Genomic DNA, 25,674 nt, shown 5'->3' on the forward strand with positions numbered 1-25,674 from the left:
GCTCTCTATTTTGATGGCCGCTCTCGGCTGTGGCAGAGTGGGGACCATGGCCGCCTCCTCGATCCGCGCCCGGGTCCGCGCCGAGATGCTCGACGAGATCAAGGTCGTCGCCCGCCGGCACCTCGCCAGCGACGGGGCGAACCTCAGCCTGCGGGCGGTGGCCCGGGACATGGGGATGGTGTCCTCGGCGATCTACCGCTACTTCCCGAGCCGGGACGACCTGCTCACCGCACTGATCATCGATGCGTACGACGCGCTGGGCGCAGTGGTGGAGGCGGCCGACGCGGGCGCGGACCGGCTCGACCTGCGGGGGCGCTGGCACGCGGCGTGCCGGGCGGCCCGTGACTGGGCCCTGGCCCACCCCGCCGAGTACGCGCTGCTCTACGGCAGCCCGGTCCCCGGGTACGCCGCCCCGGACGACACGGTGGGACCGGCCCAGCGCCCACCGGCCACCCTGATCGGCATCCTGCACGACGGCATGGCCGCCGGGCGGCTCGCCGCCCCCGACCCGGGAGAGCTGCCCGAACCGCTCCGGACGGACCTCGCGGAGGTCGCCGACAGCCTCGCCCCCGGGCTGCCTGCGGCGTTGCTCGCCCGGGGGATGGCCGGCTGGACCCAGCTCTTCGGGCTGATCAGCTTCGAGCTGTTCGGCCGGATCAACCGCGCACTACCGCACCGCGACGCGTACTTCGACCACCAGACCGCCCTGATGGCCGACCTCATCGGCCTCCCCCGCTGACCCCCACTACCCGCACCCCACCCCACCCCACCCACCCCACCCGTCCGCCCCGCGATCTTGCACTTCGGGCCCCCGTTTCGCCCCTTCTGCACCCTTCGCCCGGGCCGCCACTGCAAGATCGGCGCGTGGGTGTGGGGGCGGGGCGGGGTGGGTGGGGCGGGGTGGGGTGGGGTCAGGCGTCGGAGGAGTGGCCGGGGAAGAGGTGGGCCGACGGGTCGATCGCCACGGCGGCGTTGTTGACGGCGGTGGCCGCCTCGCCGAAGCCCGTGGCGATCAGCCGGACCTTGCCCGGGTACTCGGTGATGTCTCCGGCCGCGAACACCCGGGGCAGGTTGGTCGCCATCGCGCTGTCCACCACGATGTGCCGGCGGTCCAGTCGCAGCCCCCACTCGGCGATCGGGCCCAGGTCGGCCGTGAAGCCGAGCGCGGCCACCACCGTGTCGACCGGCAGCGTCTCGGGTTCACCGCCCCGCACGGTGATCTCGGCACCGGTCACCGCGCTATCCCCGTGCAGCCGGGTGACCTCGGCGTTGACGATGACCCGGACGGGCAACTCCTGCACCCGGGCGACGGTGCCGGCGTGGGCCCGGAACCTCTCCCGCCGGTGCACCAGCGTCACCGAGCGGGCCAGCGGCTGCAACGCCAGCGCCCAGTCGAACGCCGAGTCGCCACCGCCGACGATCAGCACGTCCCGGCCGGCCAGCGCGGCGGGCTCCGGCACGAAGTAGACGATCCCCGCGCCGGTGAAGCTGTCGGCCACCGGCAGCGGGCGCGGGCTGAAGCTGCCCAGACCGCCGGTGACGACCACCGCGCCGCAGGAGAGCTGCTGGCCGCCGGCGAGGCCGAGCACCGGCCGCCCCTCGACAAGGGACAGCTTCTCGGCCCGGGTGCCGAGCAGGTACCGCGGGTGGAACGGGGCGGCCTGGGCGACCAGGTTGGCCACCAGGTCCCGGCCCTTGACCGCCGGGAAGCCGGCCACATCGAGGATCAACTTCTCCGGGTACATCGCGGTGATCTGGCCACCTGCCTCGGGCAGCGCGTCGACCACCGCCACGGAGAGCCCGCGGAACCCGGCGTAGTACGCGGCGAAGAGCCCCGTCGGACCGGCACCGATCACTGCGACGTCCACCTCGGGCATGACGTACCGTCACTTTCCGCTCATGGATAAACGCGTGCTGGTGCCGACCGTAGGCCCGGCGCGGGACCGGGGCAAGCACGTCCCACACCCGCGTGCCGCGCCGGGCGGCAGGGGAAGGGGCCGCGTCAGGGCAGGGTGAGCGGGGAGTCCAGGTCGTACGGATCGGACTCGGCCCGGCGGCGCCGGAACAGGATCGCGGCGACCACGCCACCGACCAGCCCGAAGAGGTGGCCCTGCCAGGAGATCCGTCCGTCGGTGGGGAGGATGCCCAGCAGCTGCCAGCCGTAGAGCAGACCGACCAGCAGCACCACGCCGAAGTTCCACCAGCTCCGCTCGACCACGCCTCGGGTGAGCAGGATGCCCAGGTAGCCGAAGATGACCCCGCTGGCCCCGACCACGACCGAGTTCGGCGAGCCGGTGAACCACACGCCCAGCCCGCTGACCAGCACGACGACCAGGGTGGACCAGAGGAAGCGCCGGAAGCCGGCGGCGAGCACGAACGTGCCGAGCAGGATCAGCGGCACGCTGTTGCTGTAGAGGTGGTTGAAGTCGGCGTGCAGGAACGGCGAGAAGAGCACCCCGTCCAGCCCGTCGATGCGGCGCGGGATGATGCCGCCGGCCAGGTCGAGGTCGATGCCGAGGCCGGCGTCGAGGCCCTCGACCAGGAAGAGGACCGGCACGACGGCGCACATGGCGACGAAGGCGCGGCCGATCGAGGCGTAGAAGGCCTCGGTGCCGAAGCGTCGCGGGTCGCCACCCGGGGGTTCGCCGTGCAGGGTCACCCCCCAAGAGCTATCAGCAAACCCCGCCGACCGCCACCCGTGGGTGAAACCGGTCCCGACATGACAGCGGCGGGGGGTGCGAATTCCGCGCCCCCCGCCGCCCCGATGCTTCGCCGGTCAGTACCAGCCGTTGTTCTGCGAGTGGCTCCACGCGCCACAGGGGCTGCTGTACCGGCCCTTGATGTAGCCGAGGCCCCACTTGATCTGGGTGGCCGGGTTGCTCTCCCAGTCACCGGCCACCGAGCCCATCTTGCTGCCCGGCAGCGACTGGGGGATGCCGTACGCGCCGGAGGAGGGGTTGCGGGCCTTGTGGTTCCAGCCGCTCTCCTTGGTCCAGAGCTTGTCCAGGCACGGGAACTGGTCGATGCCGAAGCCGGCGTCGAGCATCAGCGCGCAGCCGATCTTCCGGTTGCCGCCGTACTCGCTGCACGAGGCCGGGATCGGGCCGTCGTACGGCTTGCTCGTCTTGGTTGCCGTTGCCGCCGCCGCCGCCTTCTCGGCGGCCTTCTTCGCCGCCGCCTCGCGCTCCTTCTTGCGGGACGCCGCGGCGGCCTCGGCCTCGCGGGCCCGCTCGGCGGCCTCCTTCGCCGCCGCGGCGGCGCGCAGCTTGGCCTGGTACTCGGCGGCCCGCTGCTTGGCGGAGCTGACCCGGTGCTCGGCCTGCCGGTCGCGCTGGTAGTCGTACTCGGCCTGGTCGACCTGGAGGCCGACCTGCGCGGTCAGGCCCTGTTGCTGAGTTTCCCGGTCTTCGCCCAGATAGAAGCCGCCGGCAACGCCCACGGAGAGCAGTGCGACGGCGGCGGTACGGGCACCGAACCGGCTCCACAGCCGACTCACGAAGTGGTCCCTTCGTCGGGGGCATGGACACGACGCGGCCCCGACCCGCGGAGGGGTCGACCCGCGTCGTGAGCGCCCCGACCCTGCCGGTCGCAGCCGGCGGACCCGGGTTCCTTCCGCCCCACCGTCGGACGACGGCGGACGATCTTTCCGGGACGCGGGCGCTCGTTGGACACCATTGCGCACAGTGGGACCGATGGGAAACCATCAGGCACAATTGTGACCTGGGCCACAGGCAGAATCGGGACGAAACACCATTTAACGGTCGAGAATCATGCTCAGAGTGGAATGCCCTCCAACAGGTCGGTCACCATCGCGGCGATGGGCGACCGCTCGGACCGGGTCAGCGTGACGTGCGCGAACAGGGGGTGGCCCCTGAGCGCCTCGATCACGGCGGTCACCCCGTCGTGCCGCCCCACCCGCAGGTTGTCCCGCTGGGCGACGTCGTGGGTGAGGACCACCCGCGAGCCCTGGCCGATCCGGGACAGCACGGTGAGCAGCACGCCCCGCTCCAGCGACTGGGCCTCGTCCACGATGACGAAGGCGTCGTGCAGGCTGCGGCCCCGGATGTGGGTGAGCGGCAGGACCTCCAGGATCCCCCGGGCCATGACCTCCTCCAGCACGTTCTCGTGCACCACCGCGCCGAGAGTGTCGAAGACCGCCTGCGCCCAGGGCGACATCTTCTCGGTCTCGGAGCCGGGCAGGTAGCCCAACTCCTGGCCACCGACGGCGTAGAGCGGGCGGAAGACGACCACCTTCTTGTGCCGGCGCCGCTCCATCACCGCCTCCAGGCCGGCGCACAGCGCCAGCGCCGACTTGCCGGTGCCGGCCCGGCCGCCCAGCGAGACGATCCCGATCGACTCGTCCAGCAGCAGTTCGAGGGCGATCCGCTGCTCGGCCGAGCGGCCGTGCACGCCGAACGCCTCCCGGTCACCCCGGACCAGCCGGACCGTCTTGTCGGGCAGCACCCGGCCCAGCGCGGAGCCGCGCGTGGATTGCAGCACCAGCCCGGTGTGGCAGGACAGCCCGGCCGCGGCGTCCACGTCCAGGGTCTCGCCCGCGTAGAGCCGACCGATCTCGTCCTCACCCAACTCCAGATCGGCCATCCCCGTCCAGGTCGGGTCACTGGCCTGGCCGTGTCGGTACTCGTCGGCGTGCAGCCCGACCGAGGCCGCCTTCACCCGCAGCGGCATGTCCTTGCTGACCAGGGTCACCTCCCGCCCCTCGGCTGCGAGGTTGAGCGCGACCGAGAGGATCCGGGCGTCGTTGGACTCGTTGCGGAAGCCGGGCGGCAGCACGCCGTCGTCGGTGTGGTTCAGCTCCACCCGCAGGGTGCCGCCGTCGTCGTTGGCGGGCACCGGCCGGTCCAGCCGGCCATGGCGTACGCGCAGCTCGTCCAGCATGCGCAGCGACTGCCGGGCGAACCAGCCCAGCTCCGGATGGTGCCGCTTGCCCTCCAATTCGGAGATGACCACGAGGGGCAGCACCACCTCATGCTCGGCGAACCGGTGGAACGCCGCCGGATCCGAGAGCAGGACCGAGGTGTCCAGGACGAACGCCTGGCCGGCTGGTCGGGGCTCCTCGGGCTCGACCGGGGCAGCCGCGCGGCGGCTCCGGGTGGCGCGGCGGGTCGTGGCAGTCGCGGCCGGGGTCTGGTCGGCACCGGCGGGGGTACGGTGAGTCGTCACAGGCCTGCTCCGACGGATGGGCACCCGGCCATCCGCGTTCCGCCTCGTCCGGTGCCCGGGGACACGGGGTCGGATGCGGGCCCCGTGTGCGAGGTCGCAGATCCGGGCTGACCGGCTGGCTCGGGGGAACCCCGTGCCATGACTAGACGCTAGCCCCGCCGGGACGTCCCGGCTAGAGGTTGTCGACTGGATCTCCGGCGACGGGCCGGCGGGCAGGCACGGCGGACCGGCCGGGATGCATGCCCCCTGCGCGCATCCCGGCCGGTGGGACCACGGTCACCGGTCTGACGTGGCCCCGACGGTGCGTGTCCGCCGCGGACGACGCACCGTGCTCGTGCCGCTCCGGCGGGAGCCGGCGGTCCGCCCCGCCCCCCGGCCGGCGGAAGCCGGCGGGCGGGAGGCGTAGCCACCGCCGGAAGCCGGTGGCGGGCCGGATCTGCCGCCGCGAGCCGGCGGCCGGCGGAGCCTGATCAGCCCCGCCACCGGACCAGGGCGCCGGTGGGGTGCCGCCCGCTCGCGTTGGCCGGCGCGGCGACCGCCACGGCGCCCCCACGGGACGGCGCGGCGAAGGATGAGCCGGTGTAGGTGGTGCCCTGCCGGGCGGCCTGGCCACTCCGGTCGCGGGTCGGGGGCGGGCCGGCCAGGGCGGAGGCGATGGCGGCCTGCGCCTCCCGGCGGCGCCGGTTCCAGGCGCCCCGGTCGCCGTCGAAGTACCCCTGCCGGTACCCGAAGCGGTAGCCGATCCGGTAGCTGAGCTGACCGTGCAGCCGGCCGGCAGCGTAACTGGTCGAGCCGAGGACGAGGACGAGGAAGACCGCGAGGAAGGGACTCATCCGGCGGCTCCCCGGCGGGACAGCGGGGCGGCGACTGGGCGGCCGGACGGCGCGGCGGCGGCGCGGCGCGGCGGCGCGGGGGGACTGCGGCGCGGCGGGGCGCTCATCGTTCCTCCGGCTCGACGAAGGTGGGGTCGGTGGCCAGCAGCCGGTCCAGGTCGTCGGTGCTGACCTCCTCGGTCAGTTCGACGCTGATCCGGCAGCCGTCCAGGACCACCTCGGCGACCGAGGAACGGCGGATCTCGCCGCCGGCGTCGTAGACCCGGACGCTGAGCTCCGGGCAGCCGAGGTGGGTCCGCCAGGCGTTCCACTCCACCCGATCCCCCACGTTGAGCGACAGGAAACGGCAGCCCCTGGCGAGGTAGAGGCGCCACGGCGCGCTCAGCCCGGCGGCCACCCCCTCGGCGATCAGGCCGAATGCCTGGGCGCGAGTGGCGAGTTCGGTCACCACACCTCCTTCGTACCGGGTGAGGGACGCATGCGAGCACCAGTCGTCTCAGGCACGTGACACACGGTAGATTGTCCCATGAACGTGACAGTATCAGCTTTTCGTCCGATCACACCGGCACTGACCGGCACCTATTCCACCCTGGTGAGGCCCACGAAACCGGTGCGGAACGGTCACCTGGCATGCCGTACGCGTGTCTCACTCACGTGACACAGGCGCGCCCGGCGACCGGGCCAGACGTGAGTGGTCGTACCGTCACGGAGTGACCGAGAGCGCTCACGCCCGGAAAATCGCCTTCGCCGCCTTCGTCCGCCGGGCCCTCGACGACGCCCGGGCCATGCGCGCCTGGAGCGGCACCGAGGCTTCCCGGCGCACCGGTGTCTCCCGCCAGACCATCAACCGCTGGGTCCGGGGAGACTGGGTCAGCGACCCGGAGGCCGAGCGGGTGGTCGCCTTCTGCGAGGGTCTCGGCCTCAACCCGACGGCCGCCTTCGCGGCGCTCGGCTGGGACCGGGCGGCCACCCCGCGCCCCGTGCCCGGCCCGCCTCCGATGGACCCGGACGTGGAGGCGCTGCTGCGCCGCCTGATCGACCCGAACGTGTCGGACGCGGAGAAGTTCCACATCCGGGAAACCATTCGTTACCTCGCTTATCGCCCAACTCTCCCCATCGATGTCCGAAAAATGGGTAATCGGGCGGGGTAGTTCCTCAGATGGCGAAAGAACGGCAGGTCGAACCCAATCGTTTGCCTTCGGGGGAGGAACGGGAGCGCTAGCGTCCCTATTCGTACTGCTTGGGCTCGTCATCGGCGGGGGGACGGGACAAGGCCGAACTCAGCCCTGCGGGACAGAAGGAGGGGTCTGTCCATGACCCTGAAATGGTTGGCAGTCGTGGTCGCGGTGGTGTCCCTGACATCGGCCGTGACCGGCAACCTGGTGCTCGGCGCGGTCGGTGGCGGGCAGCTTCCCGTGGTCGCCAACGTCCTCGCCCTCACCACCGCCGGCACGGCGGTCGTCCTGGCCGTCGTCGCCGAGCTGCACGACCGGCTCAACGAGCGGATCAGCGCGCTCACCGAGTTCCTGGTGGCCCGGCTCAACGAGATCGAGGCGCGCACCGGCGACCGGAACACCGGTTTCGTGGAGGGCTACCTGCTCAGCCACGGCCAGGACGCCGAGGTGGTGCCGTTCGGACGCCGAGGTCGGGGAGCCTCCGAACGCTGACCTGGACCGGTCCGGGGAGACTCGTCTCGACCCCGAATAGGCCGCTCACTCCGGGGTACGCTTTCGCCCGTGCCGCCGTTGAATCTGGGCAACCAACAGCCGAAGACCCCGCTGGACGCCGACCGGGCCTGGCGGGCGACCGCCGGCCGGCTGGGCGACACCGTCCTCTTCTTCGACTTCGACGGCACACTCGCGCCCGTCGACGACGACCCGACGGCGGTGCGGCCGGCCCCGAAGGTGTTGGCCGCGATCGAGGCCCTCGCGCCGCTGGTCCGCCGGATCGCGATCGTCTCCGCCCGACCGGTGGAGTTCCTCCGCGACCAACTCGGCGGGCTGGACGGCGTCGACCTCTACGGCCTCTACGGGCTGGAGCACAGCCACTCCGGCGGCGATACCGTCACCGAGCCGGCGGCGCTGCCCTGGGTGCCGACCATGCGGGAGCTGGCTGACCTCGCCCGCGCCGAGCTGCCGGCCGGGGCGCTGGTCGAGTTCAAGCGGCTCTCCGTGGCTCTGCACTGGCGCACCGCCCCGCAGCTCGGCGCCCAGGTGCAGGAATGGGGCCGGGCCCAGGCCGACCGGCTCGGTCTGCGCGTGCAGGCCGGCCGGATGGTGCTGGAGATCAAGCCCCCGGTCGACCGGGACAAGGGAATGGTCATCGGCGAGGTCGTCCGGGACGCCGGCGGCGCCTGGTACTTCGGCGACGACGTCTCCGACATCAAGGCGTTCGCGGCGCTGCGCGCCCGCGCGGCGGCGGACCCGGAGTTCCTCGGGGTCTGCGTGGCGGTGGCGAACCCGGAGACCGGCCACGAGGTCGCCGAGGCCGCCGACCTGACGATCGACTCCCCCGCCGCCCTCGGCGACTTCCTCACCGAGGCCCTCCCCCACCTACGCTGACGACGCCCACACCCCGCCGAGGGGGAACGGGGCGGGGGTCAGGTGCCGAAACGGCGCTGGCGGGTGGCGTACGAGCGCAGCGCGCGGAGGAAGTCGACCCGGCGGAAGTCGGGCCAGTTCAGCTCGCAGAAGTAGTACTCCGAGTGGGCCGACTGCCACAGCATGAAGCCCGACAGCCGCTGCTCGCCACTGGTCCGGATGATCAGGTCCGGGTCCGGCAGGCCGCGGGTGTAGAGATGCTCGGAGATGTGGTCGACGTCCAACGCCTCGGCCAGTTCCTCGATGGTGCCGCCAGCTGCGGCGTGCTCCAGCAGCAGCGAGCGGACCGCGTCGGCGATCTCGCGCCGGCCGCCGTACCCGACGGCGATGTTGACCTGTGCGCCGCCAACGCGATCCCGGGTCCGTTCCTCGGCCGCCTTGAGCGCCGCCGAGTGCTGCGCCGGCAGGACGTCGAGCGCCCCGACCATCCGCAGCCGCCAGGGGTTGCCCTCCTCGGCCAGCTCGGTGCTCAGGTCCTCGATGATCTGGAGCAGCGGATCCAGCTCCTCCGCCGGGCGGGACAGGTTGTCGGTGGAGAGCAGCCAGAGCGTCACGTGCCCCACCCCGGCGGCGTCACACCAGCGCAGCAGCTCCTTGATCCGCTCCGCGCCCATCCGGTGCCCGTCGTTGGGGTCGACGAATCCCATCTCACGGGCCCAACGGCGGTTGCCGTCACACATCACGCCCACGTGCCGAGGCACCGGCTTGCCCGCGAGCATGGCCGTCAGCCGCCGCTCGTACACGGAGTAGAGGAGGTTCCGCAGAGTCATCACCTTGCAGAGTAGCGACCCGCCACCCGGATCAGTCCCGCGGTGGCCCATCCCGGGCCGAGAGGCCGATACCGATCATCGCGAGGGTGCGTGCGTCCAGCCGGCCGTCGCCGAGGCCCAGCTCGACGACAGTGCCGAAGACCCGTTCGTCGCGGCGGGCCGCGCGCACCGCCCCGTCGACCATCCACCGCCGCCGGGCCAGCCGGGCCGCCGTCGAGCTGTGCCGCAGGTGGGTGCCGAGGCGACGGCGCAGGGCGACGGCGTACCGCCGGGCGGCGGCGCCCGGGTCACCGGCCGCCGCCGCGCCGGCCAGCGCGCCGGAGAGCAGCGCGTAGAAGATCCCCTCCCCGGTGAACGGGTTGATCAGCGACAACGCGTCCCCGGCGAGCACCAGCCGACCCCGGCCCGGCGGCGGGCGGTGGGTGGACAGCGGCAGGTGGTGGGCGCGCAGGGCGGTCACCGCGGCCGGGTCGGTGCCGGGCAGCAGCGCGGCCAGCCGGTCCAGCAGGTGCGCGCGGGTCAGCGGCTCGCCCCGCAGCACCTCCCCGTACCCGACGTTCGCCCGCCCGTCGCCGATCGGGAACGACCACGCGTACGCCGGCCAACGCGGTGCCGAAGTGACGATGAGCTGCTCGGGCGGGCCCGGCCGGGCCGGGGCGTACCCCCGGACGGCCAGCGCCAGGTGGCGGTCCGGATTCGGCGGGTGGCCGAGCGCCCGGCGGACCACCGATCCGGCGCCGTCCGCGCCGACCACCGCCCGCGCGGCGATGTCGCCGTCGAGCACCACCCACCCGTCGCGCGCCTCGACCCGGCGCACGGCGTGCCGGCGCAGCTCCGCGCCGGCCGCCACCGCCGCCGCCACCAGCCGGGCGTCGAAGACCTTCCGGGGCACCGTGTACGCGGGCCGGGGCAGCGGCCGGGCCACCGCGCCGCCGTTGGGCCCGATCAGCCGCAGCCGGGGCAGCGGGGCGTACCCGTCGACGGCGTCGGTGACGCCCAGCCCGGCGAGGACATCCAGCGCGTGCGCGGCGATGCCGTCCCCGCAAGCCTTGTCCCGGGGGAAGTCGGCCCGGTCCAGCAGCAGCACCCGGGCACCGACCCGGCGGGCCGCCAGCGCGGCGGCCGCCCCGGCCGGGCCCGCCCCGACCACCGCCACGTCGTACTCGTCGGTCATGCCGCCTCCCCTGCTCCGTGCGCTCAGCCCGGCACACGCCCGGCCGGCGCGCCACGACCTGCCCGGCGCGCTCAGCCCGGCACGGCCGGTTGCTCGACCCGGCCGGCGCGCCACAACCCGTACAACGCCAGGGCGGCGGCGGCGAGCAACGGCCCGCCGTCGCGAATCAGGCCGTCGACGCCGAGCAGCCACCAGCACAGCGGCAGGTCGACGGCGAGCACGCCGAGTGTGATCGCCACCAGCAGCGACCGGGCCCAGCGCTTGCCGCGCATGAGGAAGGCGGTGCAGAGCAGCACGAGGTAGCTGACCCCGATGCCGGCGGCGAACCAGAACAGCACGGCGGGCGCGGCGGCCAACCGGCCGTCCAGGATCGCGCCGGTGGCGACGAGGGCCGGGACCAGCATCAACGGGCTGTACGTGAACGCGGCGACCCGGCTGGTCAGCAGCCAGCCGGTGACCGGCGGGCGCTTCGGGGCGACCTCCCGCCAGGAGATCGTCCCGCCGGAGACGACCAGGCCCTTGCGGTGCCGGACCAGGTGGCCCGCGACCGCGTCCGAGCGGTACAGCAGCCAGACCACGGCCACGCAGAGCGCGGCCAGCAGGGCGAAGCCGAGCAGCCCGGGCAGCGCCGGCACGCCCTGCCGGGGCACCACCAGCCGGCCCACCGCGAAGACCGTGGTGACGGCGAGGATCAGCCCGAACGGCCGGGCCACGGTGCGGCCCCGGCGGACGTGCCCGATCAGCACCAGGAAGCCGAGCGAGCGGAGCATCGCCCAGCCGGTGCGTACTGCGAGCCCGAACTCCTGCTCCGGGGCGTACCACCAGTTGAGCAGCTCGACCACGACGGTGGCCGCCGCCGTCACGGCGAGCAGGGTGGTCAGCACCCGGACGGCGGACGGCCGCCGGACCTGGGTCTCGACGGCCGTCCTCATGGGATCAGATGATGCCCTGTACGGGGGCGGATCACACCTACCGCGTCGGCTGCTCCGCGTCGAGCCGGGCGCGCAGCGCGTCCAGCTCGGCCCAGAGCACGCCGGGGAGCTTGTCCCCGAACTTCTCGAACCACTCGGTGATCAGCGGCAGCTCCTCGCGCCACTCCGCCGGGTCGACCTTCAGCGCGATTCGGACGTCCTCCGGGGTCATGTCGAGGCCCTCGATGTCCAGCGCGTCCTGCGTCGGCACCATGCCGATCGGGGTCTCCACCGCGTCGGCCCGGCCCTCCAGCCGCTCGACGACCCACTTGAGCACCCGCGAGTTCTCACCGAAGCCCGGCCAGAGGAAGCTGCCCTCGGCGTCCTTGCGGAACCAGTTGACGTAGTAGATCTTCGGCAGCTTGGACTCGTCGCCGTCGGTGCCCTTGCCCATCTCGATCCAGTGCCGGAAGTAGTCGCCGGCGTTGTAGCCGATGAACGGCAGCATGGCCATCGGGTCGCGGCGCACCACGCCCACCGCGCCGGACGCGGCGGCGGTGGTCTCCGAGGACAGCGTCGCGCCCAGGTAGACGCCGTGCACCCAGTCCCGGGCCTCGGTGACCAGCGGGATGGTGTCCCGGCGGCGACCGCCGAACAGGATCGCGTCGATCGGCACGCCGTTCGGGTCGTAGTAGTCGTCGGACAGGATCGGGCACTGGGTGATCGGGGTGCAGAACCGGCTGTTCGCGTGCGAGGAGAGGCTGTCGCTCTGCGGCGTCCAGTCGTTGCCCTTCCAGTCGACCAGGTGCGCCGGCGGCTCGCCCATCCCCTCCCACCAGATGTCGCCGTCGTCGGTGAGGGCGACGTTCGTGAAGACGGAGTTGCCGCGGTCCAGCGTCCGCATCGCGTTGGCGTTGGTCTTCCAGTCGGTGCCGGGGGCGACGCCGAAGAGGCCGTACTCGGGGTTGACCGCGTAGAGCCGGCCGTCCTGGCCGAAGCGCATCCAGGCGATGTCGTCGCCGATGGTCTCGACCTTCCAGCCCGGGATGGTCGGCTCCAGCATGGCCAGGTTGGTCTTGCCGCACGCCGACGGGAACGCCCCGGCGACGTGGTAGACCCGCCCCTCCGGCGAGGTGATCTTCAGGATCAGCATGTGCTCGGCGAGCCAGCCCTCGTCGCGCCCCATCACGCTGGCGATCCGCAGCGAGTAGCACTTCTTGCCGAGCAGCGAGTTGCCGCCGTAGCCGGAGCCGAAGGACCAGATCTCCCGGGTCTCCGGGAAGTGGGAGATGTACTTCGTCTCGTTGCACGGCCAGGTGGCGTCCTGCTGGCCGGGGGCGAGCGGCGCGCCGATGGAGTGCAGCGCGTGGACGAAGTCCGCGTCGTCGCCCAGCGCCTCCAGGACCTTCGCGCCCATCCGGGTCATGATGCGCATCGAGGCCACCACGTACGGGCTGTCGGTGATCTCGACGCCGAACATGGGGCTCTCGGCCTCGACCGGGCCCATGCAGAACGGGATGACGTACATGGTGCGTCCGCGCATGCAGCCGCGGTACAGCTCGGTCATCGTCCGCTTCATCTCGGCCGGCGCCATCCAGTTGTTGGTGGGGCCGGCGTCCGCCTCGTCCACGGAGCAGATGAAGGTTCGCTCCTCGACCCGGGCGACGTCCGACGGGTCGGTGCGGGCGTAGAACGAGTTGGGCTTCTTCTCCGGGTTGAGCCGGATCAGGGTGCCGTTGTCGACGAGCTCGTCGGTGAGGCGGCGCCACTCCTCGTCGGACCCGTCCACCCACACGACCCGGTCCGGGGTGGTCAGTTCCGCTACTTCTCGGACCCAGGTGAGCAGTTCGGGGTGGGACGTCGGGGCCTGATCGATACCGCGAACGGTAGCCGGAGCAACCATGACACATCTCCTTGTGGTCGACGCTGACCGATCTATGGGATGCACGAGTTGGGACGGCGCGAGGCGTCGCCTTCGTGGAAACCTGGGATTGACCTCAGCGTAAACCGGGCGACGTCGCGAGTCAGTGGGACTGGTTGTGAAGAACTGCACAAGGGGCGGCCACGCTGCGGCATCACGATCTAATACCCACTTTCACGCGCAGTTTCACGCAAATTCTTTGATGAACCTTGGCCGAGGTCACCCGCCGCACGGGCGACTTCGGGTCAACGCCGCCGGGGTGGTACGACCGGCCGGCGCGTTGACGCGGCCGGACCGACGCCGGAACTGCGCGACGGGTGAGCCGCATCCATTCGGCAACCCCATCCACAATTGGCGCACCGTGGGTTACGGTGTGCTCACCGACGCGCGTCGACCTCCCGGCAGCTCAGCCTGGCCCCGCGCCCCCCGCAGTGCGCCGGGCGGCCGGTCCGTCCGTTGGTGCCCGCCTCCGGCGGATGGAACCGGTACGCTCGGCGGGTGGCCGCGACGATGACCGGGGACCAGTCAGGCCCCCCGCCGACCCGCCCGGGTCCGGTACGCACCTTGATCGACCGTTTCGGTCATCTGGTCCGCGAGCTCAGCAAGTTCGCGACCGTGGGCGGTGTGGCCTTCCTCGTCGACTTCATCCTCTTCAACTACCTGGTCAACGCCCGGGGCTTGGAGCAGGTGACCGCGAAGACGATCTCCACCGTGATCGCCGCGAGCGTCGCCTTCGTCGGCAACCGGTTCTGGACGTGGCGGCACCGCCAGCGCTCCAACCCGGCCCGCGAGTACGCGCTGTTCTTCTTCTTCAACGCGGTCGGCCTGGGCATCGCGGTGGCCTGCCTGGCGATCAGCCGGTACGGCCTCGGTGCCCTCTGGCCCGGCGTCTTCCAGACCGCCCTCGCCGACAACGTCGCCAGCTTCGTCGTCGGCACCGGCCTCGGCACCCTGTTCCGGTTCTGGTCGTACCGAAGGTTCGTCTTCGTGGAAGCGGGAACCCAAACCGTCGAAGCGGGAACCCAGACCGTCACGGGAGCGGCCCTCGACCGGGAACCCCGGGCGTGACCTGCCGCCCCTCTCGTCCGGCCGGGCCGAACCGGCCCCGCCCACTCGCCTAAGGTGTTGCCCATGCGTCTTGTCCGTCTGCTGCCTGAGCGCTGGCAGAAGTTCATCCATGAGGCGCTCAAATTCGGCATCGTCGGCGGCATCAACACCGTCATCAATTACGCGGTGTTCAACGCGCTGGCACTCACCGTCTTCCGGGAGGGTCAGCTCAAGGCGACTGCCATCGCCACCGTGGTGGCGACGATCACGTCGTATCTGATGAATCGCCACTGGACGTACCGGGATCGCCCAAAAGCGGCGCTACGTCGAGAATACGCCCTTTTCTTCCTGTTCAACGCGACCGGATTACTTATCGAGCTCGGCGTCCTGGCGGCGGCCAAGTACGGCCTCGGCATGACCAGCCTGCTCGCCCTGAACGTGGCGAAGACCGGCGGCGTGCTACTGGCCACCCTCTTCCGCTTCTGGTCGTACCGGACGTTCGTCTTCCAGCCCGCGCCGGTCGAGCCACAGGCCGACACCTGGCACACCATTCCCCGAGACGAGTGGGACACGATGGCCGAGATGGACCCGGTCGCCGAGCTGGCCGAGTCGGTCAGCGAGCTGGAGGAGGCCGAGCCAGCGCCCGGCACCCGCCGGCCGAAGGGCCGCCGCGACGGCACCGCCCCGACGCAGGGGCGTCCCGCACCGGCCGACGCCGCGCTCGGGGCCACGCTCGACGGCGAGCTGGCGGCGGAACTCGCCGATGAGCTGCACGCCGGCACCCGCCGGCGCCGGCGGTGAGCCGCGACGTGACCGACATCGCCACGCCGGGGACCGACCCGGACCGCCCCGGCCCCGCCACGCCGCAGCCCGGCCCCGATCGTCCCGGCTTCGCCGGGCCGGGGACGAGCCCTGCCGGCACCGGACCAACCGCCTGGGATCAGGCCGGGCCGACCGTCCCGGAGCAGGCCGGCGACCCCGGATCGGCCGGTGCACAGCAGACCGGCCCTGCCGGCACCGAACCGATCGTCCCGGACCAGGCCCGACCGGCCAGCCCGGAGCAGGCCCGACCGACCAGCCCGGACCAGGCCCGACCGACCAGCCCGGACCAGGCCCGACCGACCAGCCCGGACCAGGCCGCTCCCGGTGCGCCGCCGACGCACCACGAAAGCTCGGCCGTCGCGCCGGGGGGCAGCGCCGTCGCGCCGTCCCCGGTGGGCCTTCCGGTGCGATCGGGCACGGGCGCACCGGCCGAGCTGTTCTTCGAGGACCTGACTCCCGGGCGTACCTTCGATCTGGGCGTGGTGTTGGTGGACGGCGACGAGATGGTCGCCTTCGCCCGCCGGTTCGACCCGCAGTGGTACCACGTCGATCCCGAGCAGGCCGCCGCGAGTCACCACGGCGGGCTGATCGCCAGCGGCTTCTACACAGTCAGCCTCTTCATGCGGGCGTACGTCGACCACGTGCTGGCCCGGGCCGCGGCCGACGCCTCCCCCGGACTGGAGGAACTGCGCTGGCTGGCCCCGGTACGGGCCGGCGACCGCCTGACGGTGCGCCTGGACGTGGCGGGCAGTCGCCCGTCCGCCGCCCGGCCGGGGCTCGGCACGGTCAGCCTCACCGGCACGATGTTCCGCCTCGGGCCGGACGACCAGCCGGACCGAGAGGTGCTCCGCACCCGCTTCCGCGGCTGGTTCACCCTCCGCCCCACCTGACCAACCCCAACCCCCTCCCGCTGCGGGAGGGGGCCGGCGAGGGGTGAGGTCAGGAGGCGGGGTCTCGGAGGGGTTTGCCCTCGCGCATGTCGGCGAGGATCTCGCGCATCTCGCCGTCGCCGAGGGAGTGCCGGTCGTGGTGCGCCTCGACCAGCTCGTACAGCTTGGTCTGCACCCGGTCCACCCCTGGGACGTCGGTCAGCATCGACTGGCCGCGCTCGCCGGCCGACTCGATGGTCAGCGTGCCGCAGCCGAGCAGCCGCTCGACGAAGCGCTGGCTCATCGCGTGGTCGTTGATCCGGGTGAGCGGGATGTCCCGCCGGTCCCGGGAGAGCACCCCCTGCTGGAGCAGCACCCGCTCGTTGGTGAACAGGTAGTGCGTGCTGCGCCAGACCAGGAACGGCCAGAGCCCGAACCAGAGCACGAGCAGCAGGGCGAGCCCCGCGACCGCGTACAGGGCGATGGTCGAGGCCTCGCCGTCCGGGAGCAGGATCCAGGCCGCCACCACTGCGGCGACGGCGAGCACCAGCACCAGCACCGGCCGCACGACCGACTTCCAGTGCGGATGCAGGTGCAGCACGACGTGCTCGTCCTCGGTGAGCACGTCTTCGGGGAACGCCACGGGAACCTCCTCGCAGAACGGACGCGCTGACCGTAACCGGTCGACGCCCACGGTTGGATCAGCCGGTGCGGTGGTTCCCACCGTGGCGGCCTAACGCAGGTGCAGGACGTCGCCGGCCGCGAGGGCGCGCGGGCCGGCGGGGGTGTCGACGATGAGCTGGCCGTCGGGGTCGATGCCGGTGGCCGTGCCGGTGACCTCGTCGCCGCCGGGCAGCAGCACCCGCACCGGCCGACCGACGGTGGCGCAGGCGGCCAGGTAGGCGTCGCGCAGGCCGCTGGCCAGCGCATCCCCGCCGGCGGAGCGCCACCGGTCGTACCAGTCGGCGAGCGAGCGCAGCAGGGCGCGCAGCAGTGGGTCCCGGTCGGTGGCGGTGGCCCCGGCCAGTCGCAGCGAGGTGGCGGGCAGACCGGTCGGGTTCTCCGGCAGTTCGCCGGCCCCGAGGGTGACGTTGAGGCCGATGCCGAGCACGACCGCCGTCGGCCGGTCCGGGGCCGGGCCGGGCACCGCCTCGGCCAGGATGCCGGCGCACTTCGCGTCGCCGACGAGCAGGTCGTTGGGCCATTTCAGGGCGGCGTCCAGCTCGGCCAGCCGGGCCACCGTCTCGACCAGTGCGACGCCGGCGAGCAGCGGCAGCCAGCCGTACCCCGAGGCGGGGGCCGGCGGCCAGCCGCGCTCCGCGACGGCCTCGCCGGGCCGCAGCAGGACGCTGGTCGCGATGCCCGCGCGGGGCGGCGACTGCCAGGACCGGCCGCGTCGCCCCCGACCGGCGGTCTGCCGCTCGGCGACCACGACCAGCCCCTCCGGCTCCCCCGCCTGGGCCGCCTCGGCGACGTCCGCGTTGGTGGAGCCGGTCTCGTCGCGCAGGTCGAGGTGCCGCCAGGGCCCGTGCGGGGCGACCAACGCGCGGCGCAGCCGGGCCGCCGACAGCGGCGGGCGGTCCAGGTCGGTGTACGGGGAGCCGGGCATCCCGCCAGCCTACGGCCCGCCCCGGCGGCCGGCCGGATCCCGTCGGGGGAGCCCGCACTGAGGCGCACTGCACACCGGCGTCGGCCTGAACCATCGTTATATTCCCTGGGTGACTACCGAGACCGGGATCAACATCCACAGCACCGCCGGCAAGCTGGCGGACCTGGAGCGACGGGTCGACGAGGCGGTGCATGCCGGGTCGGCGCGGGCGGTCGAGAAGCAGCACGCGCGGGGCAAGAAGACCGCCCGGGAGCGGATCGAGATGCTGCTCGACGAGGGCTCCTTCGTCGAGCTGGACGAGTTCGCCCGGCACCGGTCCACCAACTTCGGCCTGGAGCGGACCCGCCCGTACGGCGACGGGGTGATCACCGGCTACGGCACGGTCGACGGCCGGCAGGTCTGCGTCTTCTCCCAGGACTTCACGGTCTTCGGCGGCTCCCTCGGCGAGGTCTTCGGCGAGAAGATCGTCAAGGTGATGGACCTGGCCATGAAGATCGGCTGCCCGGTGGTCGGCATCAACGACTCCGGCGGGGCCCGGATCCAGGAGGGCGTCACCTCCCTCGGCCTCTACGGCGAGATCTTCTTCCGCAACGTGCGGGCCAGCGGCGTCATCCCGCAGATCTCGTTGATCATGGGGCCGTGCGCGGGCGGCGCGGTGTACTCCCCGGCGGTCACCGACTTCACCGTGATGGTCGACCAGACCTCGCACATGTTCATCACCGGCCCGGACGTGATCAAGACGGTCACCGGCGAGGACGTCGGGATGGAGGAACTGGGCGGCGCGCGGACGCACAACTCGCGCAGCGGCAACGCGCACTACCTCGGCACGGACGAGGAGGACGCGGTCGAGTACGTCAAGGCGCTGCTGTCGTACCTGCCGTCGAACAACCTGGACGAGCCGCCGGTGTTCGAGGCCCCGGCCGACCTGACGGTCACGGACGCCGACCGTGAGCTGGACACCCTGATCCCCGACTCGGCCAACCAGCCGTACGACATGCACCGGGTGATCGGGCACGTCCTAGACGACGGCGAGTTCCTGGAGGTCCAGCCGCTCTACGCGCAGAACCTGGTGGTCGGCTTCGGCCGGGTCGAGGGCCGCCCGGTCGGCGTGGTGGCCAACCAGCCGATGCACTTCGCCGGCACCCTCGACATCGCCGCGTCGGAGAAGGCCGCCCGGTTCGTGCGTACCTGCGACGCGTTCAACGTCCCGGTGCTGACCTTCGTGGACGTCCCCGGGTTCCTGCCCGGCACCGGCCAGGAGTGGGACGGCATCATCCGCCGGGGCGCCAAGCTGATCTACGCGTACGCCGAGGCCACCGTCCCTAAGGTCACCGTGATCACCCGCAAGGCGTACGGCGGGGCGTACGACGTGATGGGCTCCAAGCACCTCGGCGCGGACCTGAACTTCGCCTGGCCGACCGCGCAGATCGCGGTGATGGGCGCGCAGGGCGCGGTGAACATCCTGTACCGCTCGGAGCTGGCGGAGGCCGACGACCCCGCCGCCGTGCGGGCCGAGAAGATCGCCGACTACGAGGACACCCTGGCCAACCCGTACATCGCCGCCGAACGTGGGTACATCGACTCGGTGATCTCGCCGCACGAGACGCGTACCCAGATCGTCCGTGCGCTTCGGGTGCTGCGCACCAAGCGCGAGACGCTCCCGCCGAAGAAGCACGGCAACATCCCGCTGTAGGCGGGTGGCGGGACTCCTGCCGGGGCACGTACCCCCGGCAGGAGCCCCCGGCCGACGCCCGGTTCTCAGCAGGACGGGTTGGCAGCGACGCACAGCCGCCGGGCGGCGGTACGACCCAGTTCGAGCAGCTCCGCGTCGCTCGTGGAGCCGGCGATGTTCGGCCCGTCGACGCCCAGCCCGGGCGCCGGCACGATCACGGTGACCAGGTCCCCGACCCGGACGACCATCCGGGTCTCCGAGGGGAACTGCCTGTCCAGGGGCTTCCCCGTCGCCACGTCCACCGGCTGCGACAGGGCGTGCCGCAGCAGGACCGCCTCGTCGCCGGCGAAGTCGCGCTCGACCGCCCGCCAGGTGTGCGCCACGGAGACCGTGCCGGTGCCCAGGCCCCACTGCCTCGGCGCCACCTCGGTCCAGCCGGCGCAGGCGGTCACGATGCGGTCCAGCCCGCTGAAGAACCGGGTGGACGCCCCGCGGGCGACTCGGTAGACGTCCTGAGTGAGGACCGGGGCGCCCGACGACCAGGCCTGATCGGGCATGTCCTTCTGAATCAGGGTCTGCGAGCGGGAGTACCGGGACACGGTCTGCTGCCCCGACAGTCCCCTGCCCTCGGCGCAGATCTCCAGCAGCGGGTCCACCTGGACCGGCTCCCCCAGCCCTGTGTCCCCCAGCCGCACGTTGCTCGGCACGCCGACGTCGGCCGACTCCAACAACGCCTCCTGCGGGATCTCGGCCTGCCCGGACGGCTCCGGCTCGGGCTCGGGCTCGGGCTGGAACATCCGCCAGTCGGCCCAGGACGTCAGCGGCGCGACCGCACCGTCCCGGCCGCCGACCGCCACGGCGGAGAGCGAGGTGACGGCCAGCACTGCGATCGCCGCCGCCACCGCCGTACGCCGGCTGCGGCGGCGGGCCCGGGCCCGGATCTCCGCCGGCTCGGGCCAGCGAACGTCCCGCAGGTCCCGGTGCATCCGTTCGGCGAACGTCAGGTCGTCACGCATCGGCGGCCTCCTCCAGGTCAGAGACGGCGAGCAGCCCGGCGAGCGCGGCCCGCCCCCGGGAGAGTCGGGCCTTCACCGTGCCGACGGGGGCGGCGGTCTCCCGCGCCACCTCGGCGACCGGCATGCCGAGCAGGTAGTACAGGGCGAGGGCGGTGCGCTGCTCCTCGGGGAGCCGGCGCAGCGCGGCCACCACCGCGACGGTGTCGGTGCTCGGCGCGGGCGTAACGTCGTCGACGCCGTGTCGCAGGTACGCGCGGGCCCGGCTGCGCAGGCTCCGCCAGCGGCTGACCGCGATCCGGGAGGCGACGACCCGGACCCACGCCTCCGGGTCGTCGTAGCCGCGCACCGTGGACCAGCGCTGCCAGGCCCGGATGTACGCCTCCTGCACCGCGTCCTGCGCCTCGGCGAGGTTGCCCGTGAGCGCGAAGACGAAGCCGAGCAGCCGCTGCCGGCTGCCCCGGTAGAACTCGTCGAACCCGTCGACGTCCGGCACCTGCCACCTCCCCCGTGTCGGTCGCAGTGGACACGCGCGGGCCGGGTGGCGCGGTTGCCGGATCAGCCGACCGGGTTTCCGGCCGTCCCGTCGACCAGGCTCTTCGCCGTCCCCCGGACGGGCGACGAATCCTGCGGCCGGCCCGGGTGGTCAGACGGTCAGGCCGGCGTCGGTGAGGATCGGGCCGGCCAGCAGCGCCGCGCCGACGACCAGGGCCAGCAGGTTGACCAGCGCGAACAGCGCCACCCAGAACAGCGGCGGGAACGGGGTGAGCCGGGCGAGTTGGTCGGCGTCGGACTCCGGCATCCGGCCCCGGGAGCGCATCCGCTGGAGTTCGACCACCGGCCGTACGCCGCCGAGGAGCAGGAACCAGACGCAGGTCCAGGCGAAGGCGGCCTGGACCTGCGGGGAGGCGTACCAGGACACGGCGAGCACCACCCCGCCGGTGACCAGCAGCGACAGCGCCCCGAAGACGTTGCGGACCATGACCAGCATGGCCAGCAGCAGCGCCACGGCCACCCAGAGCAGCAGGGTGATCCGGTTGCCGCCCAGCAGCCAGGCGCCGGCGAGGCCGATCAGCGACGGGGCGACGTACCCGGCGAGCAGGGTGAGGATCATGCCGGGCCCGGTCGGTCGGCCCGCCGAGAGGGTCAGGCCGGAGGTGTCCGAGTGCAGCCGGATGCCGTGCAGCCGGCGGCCGGTGAGCAGGGCCGCGAGGGCGTGCCCGCCCTCGTGGGCGATGGTGACGGCGTTGCGGGCGATCCGCCAGGGCAGCCGGGTGGACACCACCGCCAGCGCCACCACGGCGGTGACGAGGACGAGTAGCGGTGGGGGGTCGGGCTGCGCGGTGAACAGCCGGTCCCAGAGCGTGCCCAGCCCGTCGATCGACACCATGGGGCGCGAGCCTACCGGCCCCGGCCCCGACCCGGCCAGGCTGCGCCGCCCCGGCTGCGGCGGACAGCCGCACCCTGCCGGCCGCGCTCGACCTCGAGGGCAACCCCTACGCCGGCGGGTACTGCTACGGCCTCAGCACGACCGGGATGCGCAACTGGGTCCAGGACTTCCTGAACACGTACCGGGCCCGCACCAGCAGGTACGCGGTCATCTACACCACCACGAGCTGGTGGAACCAGTGCACCGGCAGCTGGTCCGGCCCGTGGGCCAACCACCCGCTCTGGCTCGCCCGCTGGGCGAGCACGCCGGGCACCCTGCCGGCCGGCGTGCCGTTCTACAGCTTCTGGCAGTACACCGCCACCGGGATCAGCGGCAACGTCGACCGCAACTACTGGAACGGCGACCGCACCCGGCTGATCGCACTCGCGAACAACGGCTGATCCCGCCGCCTGAAAAGGTAGTTGGCGGCAGCGGGATCGACTGCGACCGTACGGTCGACAACTGGTCCGGCTGCCGCCAGCTCGTCACCTCGACGACCCGGGTCAGGCCCTCCGCCGTGACGCCACCGGCGTCGCGACCGGGCCAGAGATCCGCTCCTCGCGGGCCAACGCTCCGCGCCGGGTCATCCGCCAGGCGGCCACCCCGGCGACGGTGACGGTGACGACGCTGAACAACGCGAACAGCACCGGAAGACCCACACTCACCAGCACCAGCACCACGTCGCCGAGGGCGACGAGCATCCACAGTGCCAGTCGGGGCCGGGCGTCCCTGATTCGATGTCCCATTGTCGTACCTCCTTCCGTCGTGGAGGTCATGTACCCCGTGTGACGGAAGGTCATGCAAGCCAATCTCGCGCGAACGGGAATCCCGCCGCGACGCGGCCGGGCTTCCGCCGCCGGTCAGTCCTTCCGGTCGGGCGTGAAGTTCTTCGCGATCAGCTCGAACTCGTCGAGGTTGGCCGCCCACTCTGAGGCGGGGACCTCCCAGCGGATGGCGTACCCGCGGTTCTTGGCCGTCACGAAGCCGCGGTTGCGGACGTGGAGGCGGGTGTTGTCCCGGGTCTCCAGCCACTCCCAGTCCGCGCAGGTCTTCCAGAAGCCCGGGACGGTGCGGATGCCCAGGTTCTTGTAGTTGTTGACTCTCGTGCCCCGGTCGCTCTCGATGGCCCGCCACGCCGCGGCGGCGTCGCGCTGGGGCCGGTCGGTCCGGTCGATGGTCACCTCGCGGACCCCGTTCGGCTCCTTGAACTGCACCCACGTGCTGCCCTCGCTGCGCCGCCAGCCCTTCGGCAGCGGCATGCTGAAGCCGGTCGGGTCCTTGTGCAGGGTCCACCCGTCGGGCAGCACCAGCCCGGTCGGGCTCGGCGTCGGCGGAGCGGCGCTCGTCGGCGACGGCGCAGGCGCCGAGGTCACCGGCGCCGACGGGGCGGCGCTCGTGGCACCGGCCTGCGGGCCGCCACCCTTCTCCGAATCGTCGTCGTTGCCGAGCAACGGGACCACCACCACCAGCAGCCCGATCAGCAGCACCGCGACCAACGCGCCGATCAGCAGGTTGCGCCGTCGGTGATCGGGCTTGACGCCCGCGACGACGGCGGCCCGGCCCGACGAGACCGGCGGAGAACTCACCGGCGCCGACAGCACGGACGTGGCCCGCTCCCGGGGCGGGACGGGCGGCGAGACCGGCGCGTCGGCGGCCGGCTCGACGCGCGTGTCATCGACGGCACCGCCCCGCACGGTCTCCGGCTCGGACAGCTTCGCGGTCGGCTCGGACAGCTTGGCCGTCGGGTCAGCGGTCGCCCCTCCCGCGCCGGCAGCCGTCGCCGGCTGGTCGAAGGCCGGACCCGGTTCGGTGACCTTCGCGGTCGGATCCGCGTCGGTGGACGGCGTCGTCCGGTCCACCTTCGCGGTCGGATCGGCGTCCGTGCCGGCGGGGACCTTCGCGGTCGCGTCGCCGCCGCTCGCGCCGGCCGCCCCCGAACCGGCCGCCGCGGCAGCGGCGAATCCCGGAGTACGCGGCGTGGGCGGGGTGACCGTCCGTTCCGTGGGCTGCTCGGCCGGGCGCGGGGCCGGCACCACGGTCCGGCGCGGCTCGCGCGGGCCGTTCGGCCCCGGGCGGCGTACGCCGTCGAGCAGCGAGATGCCCTTCGCCCGGCGGCCGACGGCCCGGCGCAGCAGCCGCTCCGCAGCCACCGCGTCCATCCGCTCGGCCGGGTCCTTACGCAGCAGTCCGGTCAGCACCGCCTTGAGCGGGCCGGCGTTCTTCGGCGGCGGCATCGGCTCCGTGGCGAGCGCGGCCAGGGTCCCTATCGCCGACGGCCGGGCGTACGGCGACTTGCCCTCGACCGCCGCGTAGAGCGTCGCGCCCAGCGACCACAGGTCGGCCTCCGGCCCGGCGGTGCCGTCCCTCGCCCGCTCCGGGGCGATGTACGCCGGGGAGCCGAGCACCATGCCGGTCCGCGTCACGTTCGGGTCGCCGGGGATGGTGGCCAGCCCGAAATCGGTCAGCACCACCCGGCCGTCGTCGCCGATCAGCACGTTGCCGGGCTTGACGTCGCGGTGCATGACGCCGGCCTTGTGCGCCGCATTCAACGCGCCGAGCACACCGAGGCCGACATCGATCGCCTTGGCCAGCGACACCGGCCCATCCTCGGCCAGAATGTCCTGAAGGGACTTCGACGGCACGTACTCCATGACGATCCACGGATCACCGTCGGTACGCAGCACGTCGAAGATGCGGACCACGTTGACGTGGTTGAGCCGCGCGATCGCGCGGGCCTCCCGCAGCGAGCGTTCCCGCATCTCGCGGCGCTCCTCGGCGGTGAGGCTGGGCGGCGGGACCAATTCCTTGATCGCCACGTCCCGGTGCAGCACCTCGTCGCGCGCCTTCCACACCCGACCCATGCCACCCTGGCCGAGCGGCGAGATGAGCCGGTACCGGTCGGCGACGAGTTGGGGAAGCGGGTTCGACATCGCAGGAGACGGTACCCGGCGGCGGCTCGCCGTACACCGCCGGCACGCCACAGTGCGGCGAAGGTCAAGTTCGCGACGCGTACGCTGAGCCCATGTCTGCCGAAGAGCCGCTGTTGCGGGTTACCCGGGGTGTGCCGACCGCCGAAGAACTGGCCGCCCTGGTCGGCGCGGTTGTCTCCCGGACCCGCCCCGTCGCCGCAGCCGGACCAGTCGTCGCCTCGGTCTGGACCCGCAGCAGTCGACCGGCCACCGCGACACCCGCCGCCGGCCCCGGAGCGTGGCGGGTCTCCGGCCTGCCCCGCTGACTTGAGGCGTGCACGGGGCTGCCGGACGTCACTGGCACCCGTTAACCTCACTCAGGGACACGGTGCCGTGACAGGTAGGGAGGGCCGATGATCCCCGAGGAGGACCGCCCCGCGCCCTGGTTGAGCGACTACGGGGGCATCGAGGCCGACATCCGCCAGCTGCGCGACTTCGCCGACAGGCTCCAGGCCGAGGTGGAGCGGAACTACACGCCCCACCTGTCGTACATCGCGGACGACATGAAGGCGAAGATCCCCAACCCCGCTGACGCCTTCGTGGAGCTGGTGCAGTTCCTCCAGGCCCACAACGAGACCCAGCAGGCCACGGCCACGATGGTCTGGTCCGTCGGCGGTGCCACCGGCCGCCTGGCCGCCGCAGCCGGAAGGATCGCCACGAAGTACGCCGACACCGACGCCTTCTCCGCCGCCCGCGTCTCCGACGTCGAGCGCGCCCTGGCCGACCCCAGCGTCATCGTTCCGACCCGCCTCACACCGAGCCTGCCCGACCCGACCGGCCCCGACAGCGGGCCGGGGCGGGTGGTGCTGCCGTGATCGAGCGGGGCAGCGGCCGGACGTCCGGCCTCACCC

At 72.8% G+C, this 25,674-nt stretch carries 27 protein-coding genes and 1 pseudogene; 11 read left to right on the forward strand and 17 right to left on the reverse strand.

Annotated features, from left to right (window positions below):
- Positions 1-46 precede the first annotated feature (46 nt).
- Positions 47-739, forward strand: a complete 693-nt coding sequence (locus tag OG559_RS07455) for a TetR/AcrR family transcriptional regulator (RefSeq protein WP_405113727.1) — start codon at positions 47-49, stop codon at positions 737-739.
- Between the two features lie 172 nt (positions 740-911).
- Here OG559_RS07455 and OG559_RS07460 read toward each other — a convergent pair whose 3' ends face one another.
- The 6 genes from OG559_RS07460 to OG559_RS07485 form a co-directional block, all read right to left on the reverse strand.
- Positions 912-1,877 (reverse strand): NAD(P)/FAD-dependent oxidoreductase, encoded by a 966-nt coding sequence (locus tag OG559_RS07460; protein WP_405113729.1) that lies wholly within the window; start codon positions 1,875-1,877, stop codon positions 912-914.
- Positions 1,878-2,002: 125 nt separating this feature from the next.
- Positions 2,003-2,659: a rhomboid family intramembrane serine protease gene (locus OG559_RS07465; RefSeq protein ID WP_350880785.1), complete on the reverse strand. Its 657-nt coding sequence runs from the start codon at positions 2,657-2,659 to the stop codon at positions 2,003-2,005.
- 117 nt (positions 2,660-2,776) lie between these two features.
- Positions 2,777-3,496, reverse strand: coding sequence for a lytic transglycosylase domain-containing protein (locus OG559_RS07470; protein ID WP_405113732.1), 720 nt, complete (start codon positions 3,494-3,496; stop codon positions 2,777-2,779).
- A gap of 278 nt (positions 3,497-3,774) precedes the next feature.
- Entirely contained in the window at positions 3,775-5,184 is a 1,410-nt protein-coding gene (locus OG559_RS07475) for a PhoH family protein (protein WP_405113734.1), read from the reverse strand.
- Positions 5,185-5,654: 470 nt separating this feature from the next.
- On the reverse strand, positions 5,655-6,017 hold the full coding sequence (locus OG559_RS07480) for a hypothetical protein (RefSeq protein ID WP_396669361.1): 363 nt from the start codon (positions 6,015-6,017) through the stop codon (positions 5,655-5,657).
- A gap of 103 nt (positions 6,018-6,120) precedes the next feature.
- Positions 6,121-6,465, reverse strand: coding sequence for a hypothetical protein (locus OG559_RS07485; protein WP_405113736.1), 345 nt, complete (start codon positions 6,463-6,465; stop codon positions 6,121-6,123).
- A 262-nt stretch (positions 6,466-6,727) separates the two neighbouring features.
- Here OG559_RS07485 and OG559_RS07490 point away from each other — a divergent pair, with 262 nt between their 5' ends.
- From OG559_RS07490 to otsB, 3 genes are all read left to right on the forward strand, one after another.
- Positions 6,728-7,168, forward strand: coding sequence for a helix-turn-helix domain-containing protein (locus OG559_RS07490; protein WP_405113738.1), 441 nt, complete (start codon positions 6,728-6,730; stop codon positions 7,166-7,168).
- 162 nt (positions 7,169-7,330) lie between these two features.
- Entirely contained in the window at positions 7,331-7,684 is a 354-nt protein-coding gene (locus OG559_RS07495; RefSeq protein WP_405113740.1) for a hypothetical protein, read from the forward strand.
- A 69-nt stretch (positions 7,685-7,753) separates the two neighbouring features.
- On the forward strand, positions 7,754-8,578 hold the full coding sequence (otsB, locus tag OG559_RS07500) for a trehalose-phosphatase (RefSeq protein ID WP_405113742.1): 825 nt from the start codon (positions 7,754-7,756) through the stop codon (positions 8,576-8,578).
- 38 nt (positions 8,579-8,616) lie between these two features.
- On the opposite strand, the gene OG559_RS07505 is transcribed toward otsB, so the two are convergent.
- From OG559_RS07505 to OG559_RS07520, 4 genes are all read right to left on the reverse strand, one after another.
- Positions 8,617-9,387 carry an isoprenyl transferase gene (locus OG559_RS07505; RefSeq protein WP_396669357.1) on the reverse strand — a complete coding sequence of 257 codons (771 nt, stop codon included), beginning with the start codon at positions 9,385-9,387 and terminating at the stop codon, positions 8,617-8,619.
- A 31-nt stretch (positions 9,388-9,418) separates the two neighbouring features.
- Positions 9,419-10,561: a geranylgeranyl reductase family protein gene (locus tag OG559_RS07510; protein ID WP_405113744.1), complete on the reverse strand. Its 1,143-nt coding sequence runs from the start codon at positions 10,559-10,561 to the stop codon at positions 9,419-9,421.
- A gap of 71 nt (positions 10,562-10,632) precedes the next feature.
- Positions 10,633-11,493: a hypothetical protein gene (locus OG559_RS07515; RefSeq protein WP_405113746.1), complete on the reverse strand. Its 861-nt coding sequence runs from the start codon at positions 11,491-11,493 to the stop codon at positions 10,633-10,635.
- 37 nt (positions 11,494-11,530) lie between these two features.
- The gene (locus tag OG559_RS07520; protein ID WP_405113748.1) at positions 11,531-13,375 is read right to left on the reverse strand and encodes a phosphoenolpyruvate carboxykinase (GTP); all 1,845 of its coding nucleotides are present in this window, start codon (positions 13,373-13,375) and stop codon (positions 11,531-11,533) included.
- A gap of 528 nt (positions 13,376-13,903) precedes the next feature.
- On the opposite strand from OG559_RS07520, the gene OG559_RS07525 reads away from it, so the two are divergent.
- The 3 genes from OG559_RS07525 (at position 13,904) to OG559_RS07535 (ending at position 16,152) form a co-directional block, all read left to right on the forward strand.
- Positions 13,904-14,461: a GtrA family protein gene (locus OG559_RS07525; RefSeq protein WP_405116460.1), complete on the forward strand. Its 558-nt coding sequence runs from the start codon at positions 13,904-13,906 to the stop codon at positions 14,459-14,461.
- Positions 14,462-14,524: 63 nt separating this feature from the next.
- Positions 14,525-15,241, forward strand: coding sequence for a GtrA family protein (locus OG559_RS07530; protein WP_405113750.1), 717 nt, complete (start codon positions 14,525-14,527; stop codon positions 15,239-15,241).
- Between the two features lie 8 nt (positions 15,242-15,249).
- Positions 15,250-16,152, forward strand: a complete 903-nt coding sequence (locus OG559_RS07535; RefSeq protein WP_405113752.1) for a MaoC/PaaZ C-terminal domain-containing protein — start codon at positions 15,250-15,252, stop codon at positions 16,150-16,152.
- A gap of 49 nt (positions 16,153-16,201) precedes the next feature.
- On the opposite strand, the gene OG559_RS07540 is transcribed toward OG559_RS07535, so the two are convergent.
- Together OG559_RS07540 and OG559_RS07545 are read right to left on the reverse strand one after the other, a co-directional pair.
- A complete protein-coding gene (locus OG559_RS07540) occupies positions 16,202-16,774 on the reverse strand; it encodes a PH domain-containing protein (RefSeq protein ID WP_405113754.1) in 573 nt (190 codons plus the stop codon).
- Between the two features lie 90 nt (positions 16,775-16,864).
- Complete coding sequence (locus OG559_RS07545; protein WP_405113756.1) at positions 16,865-17,740, reverse strand: biotin--[acetyl-CoA-carboxylase] ligase; 876 nt, start codon at positions 17,738-17,740, stop codon at positions 16,865-16,867.
- 109 nt (positions 17,741-17,849) lie between these two features.
- On the opposite strand from OG559_RS07545, the gene OG559_RS07550 reads away from it, so the two are divergent.
- Entirely contained in the window at positions 17,850-19,433 is a 1,584-nt protein-coding gene (locus tag OG559_RS07550) for an acyl-CoA carboxylase subunit beta (RefSeq protein ID WP_405113759.1), read from the forward strand.
- Between the two features lie 65 nt (positions 19,434-19,498).
- Here the strand turns inward: OG559_RS07550 and OG559_RS07555 are convergent, their stop codons facing one another.
- The 3 genes from OG559_RS07555 to OG559_RS07565 form a co-directional block, all read right to left on the reverse strand.
- Positions 19,499-20,428: a hypothetical protein gene (locus tag OG559_RS07555; protein ID WP_405113761.1), complete on the reverse strand. Its 930-nt coding sequence runs from the start codon at positions 20,426-20,428 to the stop codon at positions 19,499-19,501.
- A complete protein-coding gene (locus tag OG559_RS07560) occupies positions 20,421-20,921 on the reverse strand; it encodes a SigE family RNA polymerase sigma factor (protein WP_405113763.1) in 501 nt (166 codons plus the stop codon). Before OG559_RS07560 ends, OG559_RS07555 begins: the two co-directional genes overlap by 8 nt.
- Positions 20,922-21,071: 150 nt before the next feature.
- On the reverse strand, positions 21,072-21,815 hold the full coding sequence (locus OG559_RS07565; protein ID WP_405113765.1) for a M50 family metallopeptidase: 744 nt from the start codon (positions 21,813-21,815) through the stop codon (positions 21,072-21,074).
- Positions 21,816-21,883: 68 nt separating this feature from the next.
- On the opposite strand from OG559_RS07565, the pseudogene OG559_RS07570 reads away from it, so the two are divergent.
- A pseudogene (locus OG559_RS07570) lies at positions 21,884-22,255 on the forward strand (GH25 family lysozyme); the annotation flags it as partial.
- Positions 22,256-22,357: 102 nt separating this feature from the next.
- On the opposite strand, the gene OG559_RS07575 reads toward OG559_RS07570, so the two are convergent.
- Complete coding sequence (locus OG559_RS07575; RefSeq protein WP_405113767.1) at positions 22,358-22,600, reverse strand: hypothetical protein; 243 nt, start codon at positions 22,598-22,600, stop codon at positions 22,358-22,360.
- 114 nt (positions 22,601-22,714) lie between these two features.
- On the reverse strand, positions 22,715-24,784 hold the full coding sequence (locus OG559_RS07580) for a protein kinase domain-containing protein (protein WP_405113769.1): 2,070 nt from the start codon (positions 24,782-24,784) through the stop codon (positions 22,715-22,717).
- 92 nt (positions 24,785-24,876) lie between these two features.
- On the opposite strand from OG559_RS07580, the gene OG559_RS07585 reads away from it, so the two are divergent.
- On the forward strand, positions 24,877-25,089 hold the full coding sequence (locus OG559_RS07585; RefSeq protein WP_405113771.1) for an acyl-CoA carboxylase subunit epsilon: 213 nt from the start codon (positions 24,877-24,879) through the stop codon (positions 25,087-25,089).
- A gap of 87 nt (positions 25,090-25,176) precedes the next feature.
- Positions 25,177-25,638 carry a hypothetical protein gene (locus OG559_RS07590; RefSeq protein WP_405113773.1) on the forward strand — a complete coding sequence of 154 codons (462 nt, stop codon included), beginning with the start codon at positions 25,177-25,179 and terminating at the stop codon, positions 25,636-25,638.
- Positions 25,639-25,674: the final 36 nt, after the last annotated feature.

This window comes from Micromonospora sp. NBC_01405 (assembly GCF_045040155.1).
Classification (GTDB): domain Bacteria; phylum Actinomycetota; class Actinomycetes; order Mycobacteriales; family Micromonosporaceae; genus Micromonospora.

What these genes read in the sequence shown, in the direction of transcription:
- OG559_RS07460 (WP_405113729.1), bottom strand. Translation starts at nt 1,877, where the DNA reads ATGCCCGAGGTGGACGTCGCAGTGATCGGTGCCGGTCCGACGGGGCTC.
- OG559_RS07585 (WP_405113771.1), top strand. Translation starts at nt 24,877, where the DNA reads ATGTCTGCCGAAGAGCCGCTGTTGCGGGTTACCCGGGGTGTGCCGACC.
- OG559_RS07590 (WP_405113773.1), top strand. Translation starts at nt 25,177, where the DNA reads ATGATCCCCGAGGAGGACCGCCCCGCGCCCTGGTTGAGCGACTACGGG.
- OG559_RS07575 (WP_405113767.1), bottom strand. Translation starts at nt 22,600, where the DNA reads ATGGGACATCGAATCAGGGACGCCCGGCCCCGACTGGCACTGTGGATG.
- OG559_RS07555 (WP_405113761.1), bottom strand. Translation starts at nt 20,428, where the DNA reads ATGCGTGACGACCTGACGTTCGCCGAACGGATGCACCGGGACCTGCGG.
- OG559_RS07580 (WP_405113769.1), bottom strand. Translation starts at nt 24,784, where the DNA reads ATGTCGAACCCGCTTCCCCAACTCGTCGCCGACCGGTACCGGCTCATC.
- OG559_RS07510 (WP_405113744.1), bottom strand. Translation starts at nt 10,561, where the DNA reads ATGACCGACGAGTACGACGTGGCGGTGGTCGGGGCGGGCCCGGCCGGG.
- OG559_RS07515 (WP_405113746.1), bottom strand. Translation starts at nt 11,493, where the DNA reads ATGAGGACGGCCGTCGAGACCCAGGTCCGGCGGCCGTCCGCCGTCCGG.
- OG559_RS07505 (WP_396669357.1), bottom strand. Translation starts at nt 9,387, where the DNA reads ATGACTCTGCGGAACCTCCTCTACTCCGTGTACGAGCGGCGGCTGACG.
- OG559_RS07455 (WP_405113727.1), top strand. Translation starts at nt 47, where the DNA reads ATGGCCGCCTCCTCGATCCGCGCCCGGGTCCGCGCCGAGATGCTCGAC.
- OG559_RS07525 (WP_405116460.1), top strand. Translation starts at nt 13,904, where the DNA reads ATGACCGGGGACCAGTCAGGCCCCCCGCCGACCCGCCCGGGTCCGGTA.
- OG559_RS07495 (WP_405113740.1), top strand. Translation starts at nt 7,331, where the DNA reads ATGACCCTGAAATGGTTGGCAGTCGTGGTCGCGGTGGTGTCCCTGACA.
- OG559_RS07520 (WP_405113748.1), bottom strand. Translation starts at nt 13,375, where the DNA reads ATGGTTGCTCCGGCTACCGTTCGCGGTATCGATCAGGCCCCGACGTCC.
- OG559_RS07530 (WP_405113750.1), top strand. Translation starts at nt 14,525, where the DNA reads ATGCGTCTTGTCCGTCTGCTGCCTGAGCGCTGGCAGAAGTTCATCCAT.
- OG559_RS07565 (WP_405113765.1), bottom strand. Translation starts at nt 21,815, where the DNA reads ATGGTGTCGATCGACGGGCTGGGCACGCTCTGGGACCGGCTGTTCACC.
- OG559_RS07545 (WP_405113756.1), bottom strand. Translation starts at nt 17,740, where the DNA reads ATGCCCGGCTCCCCGTACACCGACCTGGACCGCCCGCCGCTGTCGGCG.
- OG559_RS07480 (WP_396669361.1), bottom strand. Translation starts at nt 6,017, where the DNA reads ATGAGTCCCTTCCTCGCGGTCTTCCTCGTCCTCGTCCTCGGCTCGACC.